This is a genomic window from Candidatus Phyllobacterium onerii (assembly GCF_028331445.1).
In the GTDB taxonomy this organism is placed as follows: domain Bacteria; phylum Pseudomonadota; class Alphaproteobacteria; order Rhizobiales; family Rhizobiaceae; genus Phyllobacterium; species Phyllobacterium onerii.
On the sequence record NZ_JAQMHX010000028.1, the window covers coordinates 20474 to 29468 of the forward strand.

Annotated in this window: 8 protein-coding genes; 3 read left to right on the forward strand and 5 right to left on the reverse strand. The window is 58.3% G+C overall.

Going from position 1 to position 8995, the window contains the following annotated elements; all coding sequences use genetic code 11:
• Window positions 1–51 precede the first annotated feature (51 nt).
• The 4 genes from PHA01_RS28455 to gcl all read right to left on the reverse strand — a co-directional run bounded on the left by PHA01_RS28455 (window position 52) and on the right by gcl (window position 4726).
• Window positions 52–987 (reverse strand): sugar kinase, encoded by a 936-nt coding sequence (locus PHA01_RS28455; protein ID WP_271899616.1) that lies wholly within the window; start codon window positions 985–987, stop codon window positions 52–54.
• A 239-nt stretch (window positions 988–1226) separates the two neighbouring features.
• Window positions 1227–2111, reverse strand: coding sequence for a 2-hydroxy-3-oxopropionate reductase (locus PHA01_RS28460; protein WP_271899617.1), 885 nt, complete (start codon window positions 2109–2111; stop codon window positions 1227–1229).
• A 4-nt stretch (window positions 2112–2115) separates the two neighbouring features.
• Window positions 2116–2931 carry a hydroxypyruvate isomerase gene (gene hyi, locus PHA01_RS28465; RefSeq protein WP_271899618.1) on the reverse strand — a complete coding sequence of 272 codons (816 nt, stop codon included), beginning with the start codon at window positions 2929–2931 and terminating at the stop codon, window positions 2116–2118.
• Window positions 2932–2941: 10 nt separating this feature from the next.
• A complete protein-coding gene (gene gcl, locus PHA01_RS28470) occupies window positions 2942–4726 on the reverse strand; it encodes a glyoxylate carboligase (RefSeq protein ID WP_271899619.1) in 1785 nt (594 codons plus the stop codon).
• Window positions 4727–4904: 178 nt separating this feature from the next.
• On the opposite strand from gcl, the gene PHA01_RS28475 reads away from it, so the two are divergent.
• Window positions 4905–5723, forward strand: a complete 819-nt coding sequence (locus tag PHA01_RS28475) for an IclR family transcriptional regulator (protein WP_271899623.1) — start codon at window positions 4905–4907, stop codon at window positions 5721–5723.
• Between the two features lie 23 nt (window positions 5724–5746).
• Here the strand turns inward: PHA01_RS28475 and PHA01_RS28480 are convergent, their stop codons facing one another.
• A complete protein-coding gene (locus tag PHA01_RS28480; protein WP_271899620.1) occupies window positions 5747–6733 on the reverse strand; it encodes a bile acid:sodium symporter family protein in 987 nt (328 codons plus the stop codon).
• 372 nt (window positions 6734–7105) lie between these two features.
• Between PHA01_RS28480 and PHA01_RS28485 the strand changes: the two genes are divergently transcribed.
• Together PHA01_RS28485 and PHA01_RS28490 are read left to right on the forward strand one after the other, a co-directional pair.
• Complete coding sequence (locus PHA01_RS28485; protein WP_271899621.1) at window positions 7106–8125, forward strand: 2-dehydropantoate 2-reductase; 1020 nt, start codon at window positions 7106–7108, stop codon at window positions 8123–8125.
• Window positions 8126–8248: 123 nt separating this feature from the next.
• The coding region (locus PHA01_RS28490) for a Rossmann-fold NAD(P)-binding domain-containing protein (RefSeq protein ID WP_465248748.1) at window positions 8249–8995 on the forward strand (747 nt) is incomplete at its 3' end.

An 8995-nucleotide genomic window follows, 5' to 3' on the forward strand; every position in this document is an offset into this window, starting at 1 on the left:
ACATGTCAGTCGAAAGTCAACAGGAACGCACTGACTTTTTACTAGAAGATTTCAATCCTCGGGATGCTGGGAAAGAAGCGCGTCGACTTCGGATTTCGCCGGTGCGCCGGCCCGGCCGCCAAAGCGGGAACATTTGATCGCGGCGGCAGCGCTGGCAAAGCGCATGATTTGGTAGATCGGATAGCCGCGCGCGAGGCCGAAGGCGAATGCGCCGTGGAAAACATCGCCCGCCGCGAGCGTGTCCACGACATCCACGGGAAAGGCCGGCATGTGACGGACCTCGCCTTCCAGATCATCGTACCAGAAGGAGCCCTTCTCGCCGCCGGTCACGGCAATGAATTCACCGTCGCGCCCATAAAGTGCGGCCAGAGCAACGGCTGCCCGTTCCGGGTCACTTTCACCCGTCACCTTCTCCGCCGCTGGCTCGGAGGCGACGATATGCGAAGCAAGCGGCATCAGCATTTCCAGTGTCTCGAGCGAAGCGGTGTCGGCGTCGAGGACGCCGTGGACGCCAGCCTGCTGCGCCGCCTTGAGCGCTTGCGCAGCGGCAAGCGGCCAACGTACATCGGTCATCACGACATCGTAGGTGCCATCAGAAATCGGCGGCATTGTCTCTGGCGCAGACAAAAGCTCCGGATCGTAGTAAGGCACGATCATCCGTTCACCCACGGCATCGACGAAGATGGTGGAGAAGGCTGAACGTGCGCCCTCGATGCTCCGAACGTGAGAACAGTCCACGCCCTCGGCAGTCAGTTCCTCAATGACACGCCGCCCGATATCGTCCGGCCCGACGGATGCCCAGAGCGAGACATCGCCGCCAAGGCGGGCGATACTTGTGGCGGCGCTGGACGCCATGCCTGCGGCAATTTCGATTGCTTCGAGCGGAATGAATTTGCCGGGTCCCGACGGCAACTTGTCGAGCCGGAAAATCGTATCCATGGTCAGCGCCCCGACACAGAGGATCCGCGGTGGTGTATTGCTCGCCATGGTTGAACTCTCGCCAGAACTGGAAAACGGGAATCTATGGTGAGGGTCTTATCTTCTCAAGACGCATCATGGCAATTGCCCGGCGAAAATTGTCGGTGGCTGGACTCTAAGAGACCGTTTTGAAAGTCGCTGCGGCGAGACATATGGCGTGGTTTTCGAGCACCGGAGCGCAGCGTACATTTAGTACGTGAGCACCGTAAGCACAGAAAATCGCGTCAGATGACCGCCGCAGTAGATTTTCAGGCGACCTGGTGATTGGCGATGCGTTCGAGCGCTTTTACCAAGCCGGAATGATCGAGACCACTATCGCCGTTTGCAGCACAGCTGTTGAACAGTTCCTGCGTCGAGGCGGTGTTAGGCAGTGAAACACCCAGTGTTTTGGCACTTTGCAGCGCCAGGTTGAGGTCCTTCTGGTGCAGCGATATGCGGAAACCCGGATCGAAAGTCCGCTTGATCATACGCTCGCCATGCAGTTCCAGAATGCGGGAGGAGGCAAAGCCGCCCATCAGCGCTTCTCGGACCCGAGCCGGGTCGGCACCGGCTTTCGACGCCAATACCAGCGCCTCCGATATGGCCTCGATGGTCAGCGCAACGATGATCTGATTGGCGACCTTCGTCACCTGACCGTCACCGCAATCACCAACCAAGGTTATGTTTTTCCCCAGCAATTTGAAGAGTGGCAAGGCGCGGTCGAACGCGCTTTGCTCGCCGCCCGCCATGATGCTGAGCGTCGCATTCTTGGCGCCAACCTCGCCGCCGGACACCGGCGCATCGATATATTCGCTGCCGGTTTCGCGAATTTTCTTGGCGAACTCCTTGGTATCGATCGGCGAGATCGAGCTCATGTCGATGACGAGCTTGCCGGGCTTCAGGCCGAAGACCACGCCATTCTCGCCGAAGAGAACATCCTTCACTTCCGGTGTGTCCGGCAACATCAAGATGATGATGTCCGTCTTTTCGGCCAGAGCCTTAGGGCTCTCGACAATCTTGAGACCATTGTCGATAAGCTCTTGTTTCGGCTCAATAAAGAACTTCGATGTGTAGAGCTCGTGCCCGGCATCCTGCAAATGGCGCGCCATGGGTGTTCCCATGATACCAAGCCCGATAAAACCTATGTCCGCCATGTGGTCAGCTCCTCATCCTGATGATATCCGCGTGCTTTTGCGTTGTTGAAGCTTCGTTCAACCAGGCAAGGCCGCGTTGCGTTTCTGTTTTTGGTTTGTATTCGCAGCCGATCCAGCCATCGTAGCCGGCCTGATCCAAGGCTTTGAAAACGAAGGGATAATTGATCTCGCCCGTACCGGGCTCATTGCGGCCCGGATTGTCGGCAAGCTGGACATGCGCGATCAGCTCCTTGTGCCGCTCATAGGTGGCAACGAGTTCGCCACGCGTGCGCTGCTGGTGGTAGAGATCGTACTGAATAAACAGATTATCGCTGCCGACCTCTTCGATGATCGAAGCCGCCTGCTCGACCGTGTTCAGATAGAACCCCGGAATATCGTAGGTGTTGATCGGTTCGATCAACAGCTTAATGTCATATTTCGCAAGCTCTTGTGCGGCGAGCCTCAGATTATGGACGAAGGTTGAGCGCAGGACATCATTGCCCAACCCCGCCGGCGCAATACCTGCAAGACAGTTGACCTGCCTGCAGCCGAGCTCCGTCGCATAGTCGATTGCCATCACGACGCCACGCCGGAACTCGTCGACGCGGTCGGGTAAGACGGCAATGCCGCGCTCGCCCGCTCCCCAATTGCCGGCAGGGAGATTATGTAAGACTTGGACAAGGTTGTTTTCGGTCAGTTCCCGCTTCAACTCGTCGGCGTTGTAATCATACGGAAAGAGATATTCCACCGCTTCAAACCCGGCTTCGCTCGCGAGCGTAAAGCGTTCGAGAAACGGTACCTCATTGAAAAGCATCGTTAAGTTGGCTGCAAATTTCGGCATTTCATCCTCCTCAATCGAGATACGCTGCAACAGCAGTTGGCGCATCTTCGGGCCGCTCCGCGAGTTCCTCGAACTCGACGACCGCGTTGATATCCATGCCCATTGCAATGTTGGTGACGCGTTCGAGGATGACTTCGATGACCACCGGCACCTGATGTTCATCCATCAGCGCCTTCGCATCTTCGAACGCTTCCGTGAACTGGTTCGGGCTGCGAACGCGGATCGCCTTGCAGCCAAGCCCTTCCGCGACAGCGACATGGTCAACGCCGTAGCCCTTCTCCGCATCGCCCGACGCGTTGATGTTGTCGAAGGCGAGGCTGACCTCGAAATCCATGTCGAAGCCACGCTGCGCTTGGCGGATCAAGCCGAGATAGGAATTGTTCACGACGACATGCAGATATGGCAGTTTATGCTGTGCGCCGACCGCAAGTTCCTCGATCATGAATTGGAAGTCATAATCGCCTGAGAGCGCAACGATCGGCCGGTGCGGATCGGCAGCACGTACACCGAGTGCCGCCGGCAAGGTCCAGCCGAGCGGGCCGGCCTGTCCGCAATTGATCCAGTTTCGCGGTTTATAGACATTCAGGAACTGTGCCCCGGCAATCTGGCTGAGCCCGATCGTCGTGACATAGCAGGCGTCACGGCCGAACGCCTTGTTCATCTCTTCGTAAACACGTTGCGGCTTCAACGGCACCTGATCGAAATGCGTCTTGCGCAGCATCGTCCGCTTGCGCTCCTGGCATTCCTCCGCCCATTTCGACCAGTCGCGCAGTTTCCCCGCGGTTTTCCACTCGGTCGCAACATCCAGAAAAAGCTTCAGCGCCTTTCCTGCATCTGACACGATCCCGAAATCCGGCGCGAAGACCCGGCCGATCTGCGTCGGCTCGATGTCGACATGGACGAACTTTCTTCCCTCTGTGTAAGTCGCAACATTGCCTGTGTGACGGTTGGCCCAGCGATTGCCGATTCCGAGCACGAAGTCCGAGGCCAGCATCGTCGCATTGCCGTAGCGGTGCGAGGTCTGAAGGCCGCACATCCCCGCCATCAGCCGGTGATCGTCGGGAATCGTCCCCCACCCCATCAACGTGGGAATAACCGGAACGCCGGTGATCTCGGCAAACTCCACCAACAGGTCGGAAGCGTCGGCATTGATGATACCGCCGCCGGCAACGATCAGCGGGCGCTCCGCCGCGTTGAGCATCGTCAGCGCCTTTTCCACCTGCGCCCGCGTCGCGGCGGGCTTGTAGGGCTCCAAGGGCTCATAAGTATCTGGATCGAATTCGATCTCCGCCAGCTGAACGTCGATCGGCAGGTCGATCAGCACTGGACCCGGACGGCCCGAGCGCATGATATGGAAAGCCTTCTGAAAGACATAAGGAACAAGGCCCGGCTCCATCACGGTTACCGCCCACTTGGTCACGGGCTTGGCAATCGATGCGATATCGACGGCCTGAAAGTCTTCTTTGTCGAGCCGGGCACGCGGCGCCTGACCGGTGATGCACAGGATCGGGATGGAATCGGCGGACGCCGAATAAAGGCCGGTGATCATATCCGTACCGGCCGGGCCGGAGGTACCGATACAGACGCCGATATTGCCCGCTTCAGCGCGCGTATAACCCTCCGCCATATGCGAGGCGCCCTCGACGTGACGCGCCAGGATGTGACGGACCGTGCCGCGCGCCCGCAGCGCCGAATAAAACGGATTGATCGCCGCGCCCGGAACACCAAAGGCGCAATCGATCCCTTCCTTCTCCAGGATACGAACTGCCGCATCGACGGCACGCATTTTTGTCATGATCATTCCTCCAGATTTTGATGGAACTGTAACCCATAATTCGCATATATCAACACATAATGGAAATTATTCTCATTCTGTGGAAATAATGACTTTCAATAAAACTGGATAAATCCGCATTGCCGTTCTATGGCTGTATGGTGCCAGGGGATCGAACAAGGGAGCGATTGTGTCTGTTATCGAACCGGTCAAAGGCAAAAGGGGTCGCAAGGCTGCAGCGGACGCGGCGCCATCTTCGGTGCAGGTTCTCGACAGGAGCTTGAAGCTTCTCGCTATCATTGCCGACAATGATGGTTCGGCGCTCACGGAGCTTGCCGACCAGACCGGCCTTGCACCCTCGACCATCCATCGTCTGCTGACATCGCTGCAAAACCACGGCATGGTCGCCCATGATCCGGAAACGGGCGACTGGACTATCGGGGTCGAGGCTTTCGCGATCGGCAATGCGTTCCTGCGCTTCCGCAAGCTTGGCACGATCAGCCGCCGTTTCCTCAAGCGGCTCATGGAGGAATGCGGCGAAACCGCGAATATCGGCATCGAGGATGACGGCGATGTGGTGTTCATTTCCCAGGTCGAAAGCCATGCGCCTATGCGCGCCTTTTACCGGCCCGGGCGGCGGGGCCCCATTCACGCCTCCGGCATTGGCAAGGCTATCCTTTCGACGTGGTCCGACGCGGAAATTGGCCGGACCGTTGGCGGCAAACAGCTTGCCCATTTCACAGATCACACGCTGGACACGCTTCCGGCTCTCCTGAAGAACATTCAGGAGATCCGCTCGCGCGGCTGGTCGATCGATGATGAGGAACATACCCTCGGCATGCGTTGCATCGCGGCGCCGATCTTCAACGAGCATGGCGAGGCAATCGCCGGAATGTCGATTTCAGGGCCGGCAGTGCGGTTACCGAAGGAAAAACTCATCGTGCTCGGCCCGGTTATCCGCGACGCGGCAGATGAGCTGACGCGGGCCATGGGTGGCAAGCGGCCGGAAGAGCTTTAGGGCAGCCGTACTGGCTCTGAATTTCACAATATCGCGGCGGCTTTTTTCCGAATGTTTGCACTGGCATAGTGGCGGGCGATAACAGCGCAAACGATCAACTGTACCTGGTGGAAAAGCATTATTGGCAGGATGATGCTGCCAATGGCCTGCCCCGCAAACAGCACATTGGCGATGGGAACACCGCTTGCGAGACTTTTCTTTGACCCGCAAAAGGTGATTGCGATCTCGTCGGCTCTGGAGAAGCCGAGCAAACGGCTGCCAAACATCGTGACCGTGAGCACGATCGCTAAAATTGCGATATCGATCGCCAGCAGAATGCCCAGATCGTGCAAGGACGTCGTCTGCCACAATCCTTCATTTACGGACGCGCTGAACGCCGAATACACGACCATGAGAATTGATCCCCGGTCGACGGGCATGAGAATTTTGTTCTTGCTTCTGATGAAATTGCCGATCAACGGCTGCAAGACCTGGCCCAGCACGAACGGCGCAAGCAACTGTAGCAAAATGGACTGCAATGCATCGAGAGAGAAACCGGAATGCCCGCTGGCGGTGAGCAGGACGCCAGCCAGCAACGGGGTAAGGAACATCCCGAATATGTTCGATGCGGAGGCCGCGCAGATAGCGGCCGGAACGTTGCCGCCTGCCATCGATGTAAAGGCGATGGAGGACTGGACCGTGGAAGGCAGGACGCAAAGAAAGATTACCCCGGTGTAGAGTGACGGCGACAAGATTTCGGGAACGAGAATGCTTGTGGTCAACCCCAACAACGGGAACAGGACGAATGTGGCTGCCAAAATGACTATGTGCAATTTCCAGTGCAGAAGGCCTGCCACGACAACGTCGCGCGATAGCCTTGCGCCATGGAGAAAGAAGAGAAGTCCGATCGCAAACTTTGTCGCCAATCCAAAGTAATCCGCGGCGATGCCGCCGATCGGCAGGAATGATGCGAAAACCACCGTCGATACAAGCAGCAGGGTGAAGGTATCCGGCAGAAAACGTGACTTCATCTATGATTCCGAAACGGCGTTTTTGCAGGCGTTGAGAGCGCCCAGAATGCAATGGAAGAAACCCCCAATGATATAGAACATCTATCATGATCCACGCTGCGGTGTTTTGCCACCCGGAATAGCGGCTTGCCCTGACTCGCAGGCATTTCTTTCGCGCCTTTCTCGTCGAATCCTCCTTGCACTCTTGTCGGCAGGATTGACATTCGGGAATTTCTTGGGATTATGTATACCACAGATGAAAAGGACAGATGCCTTCGGCGCGTATCTGCCTGTCGGTGCACTCACTTGGCTAGCGCAAGTGACAAAAACCAGATCCCTGACGATCAAATTGGGGCAGAACGATCCAAAAAAGGGCGAGCAGGAGGAAATTAAATGAAGATCTGCATCTACGGCGCCGGCGCGATCGGTGGTTACATGGCAGTGATGCTCAAGCGCGGCGGCGCTGACGTTTCCATCGTCGCCAGAGGTGCGCATCTCGACGCGATCCGGCAAAACGGATTGAAACTCCTGGTGGACGGCACGGAAATCATCGAGCGCATGCCGGCTACGAGCAAGCCGGGCGAGCTGGGTGTTCAGGATTATGTGATCGTCACGCTCAAAGCGCATCAGGCGTGGCAGGTTGCCGAGGACATGACGCCGCTTCTGGGCAAGGACACCGCAGTGGTGACGGCCCAGAACGGGCTTCCCTGGTGGTATTTTCATGGCCTCCATCCGAGCGTGGCCGATCTCAGGCTGCAGAGCGTCGACCCGGATAACCGTCAGTGGAACGCGATTGGACCCGAGAGGGTCATCGGCGCCACGGTCTATCCCGCAACGGAAATCAGTGGTCCCGGCGTCATCAAGCACATTTACGGCAATCAGTTTGGTCTCGGTGAGCCGGATTGCAGCAACAGCGAACGGGTTAGCCGGTTGGCAGCTGTAATGGAGGCTGGCGGTTTGAAGACACGTTTCTATGAAGACATCCGCAACGACATCTGGGTCAAGCTTTGGGGCAATCTTTGCTTCAATCCGATTTCTGCGTTGACGGGTGCGACGCTCGACATCGTCGCCACCGACCCAGGTACGCGAACCCTCGCGCGAAATATGATGCTCGAGGCCCAGGCAATCGGCGAAAAGTTCGGCGCGACTTTCCGGGTCGATGTCGAGCGCCGCATCGACGGCGCTGCGGGCGTTGGCGCACACCGCACGTCCATGCTGCAGGATGTCGACAAGGGCCGTGCGATCGAACTCGACGCGCTTTTGACATCCGTGCAGGAGATGGGCCGGCTTTGCGATGTGGATACGCCCTTCATCGACAGCGTGCTTGCGCTTGCCCAGCAGATGGGGCGTGTAAGGGGGCTCTATCCCACCTTCCCCGAAATGGCGGAGGCCAAGCTTGTCATGGCATCGTGATCCATTTCCGTTCGCCGTTTTGGTCTAGGGCCTGTTGAGATTCACGCCATTTGCGGGGCGGTCATAACGTGAATACCAACAGCCCCTTGTTTTGTTGTGTTTAACTTGCTTGGGGGTGAGAGCTTGGCTCAGACACTTTTCATACCGAAAGAGATCGACGAGCCGCGGGTTGGTGGTTCGCCGGAGACGGTCAAGAAGCTGATAGCCCTCGGGTTTGCGGTTGTCGTCGAGGCTGGCGCCGGGGTTGCCTCGCGCATACCGGACGGCGAGTTTGTCGCGGCGGGAGCGGCGATCGGCAAGGCCGGCGATGCAGCCAGGGCCGATGTGGTGCTGAAGGTGCGCCGGCCTTCATCGGCCGAGCTCAAGGCCTACAAGAAGGGCGCAGTGGTCATCGCCATGCTCGACCCTTACGGCAATGATGCGGCGGTCAAGGCGCTGGCCGATGCCGGTGTGACGGCCTTTACCATGGAATTCATGCCGCGCATCACGCGGGCGCAGGTCATGGACGTGCTGTCGAGCCAGGCCAATCTGGCCGGCTATCAGGCGGTGATCGATGCGGCTTCGGAATATGACCGCGCGCTGCCGATGATGATGACGGCGGCCGGCACCGTGCCTGCGGCGAAAGTGTTCATCATGGGCGTCGGCGTTGCCGGGCTACAGGCGATTGCCACGGCGCGGCGGCTTGGTGCGGTGGTGACCGCAACCGATGTGCGCCCGGCGGTCAAGGAACAGGTCGCCTCGCTCGGCGCCAAGTTCCTTGCGGTCGAGGACGAGGAATTCAAGGCCGCCGAGACGGCGGGTGGCTACGCCAAGGAGATGTCGAAGGAATATCAGGCCAAGCAGGCGGCCCTGGTTGCCGACCACATCGCC

Excerpts from the sequence above, each read along its gene's own strand:
- hyi (WP_271899618.1), bottom strand. The coding sequence starts at position 2,931 with ATGCCGAAATTTGCAGCCAACTTAACGATGCTTTTCAATGAGGTACCG.
- PHA01_RS28455 (WP_271899616.1), bottom strand. The coding sequence starts at position 987 with ATGGCGAGCAATACACCACCGCGGATCCTCTGTGTCGGGGCGCTGACC.
- PHA01_RS28480 (WP_271899620.1), bottom strand. The coding sequence starts at position 6,733 with ATGAAGTCACGTTTTCTGCCGGATACCTTCACCCTGCTGCTTGTATCG.
- PHA01_RS28460 (WP_271899617.1), bottom strand. The coding sequence starts at position 2,111 with ATGGCGGACATAGGTTTTATCGGGCTTGGTATCATGGGAACACCCATG.
- PHA01_RS28485 (WP_271899621.1), top strand. The coding sequence starts at position 7,106 with ATGAAGATCTGCATCTACGGCGCCGGCGCGATCGGTGGTTACATGGCA.
- gcl (WP_271899619.1), bottom strand. The coding sequence starts at position 4,726 with ATGACAAAAATGCGTGCCGTCGATGCGGCAGTTCGTATCCTGGAGAAG.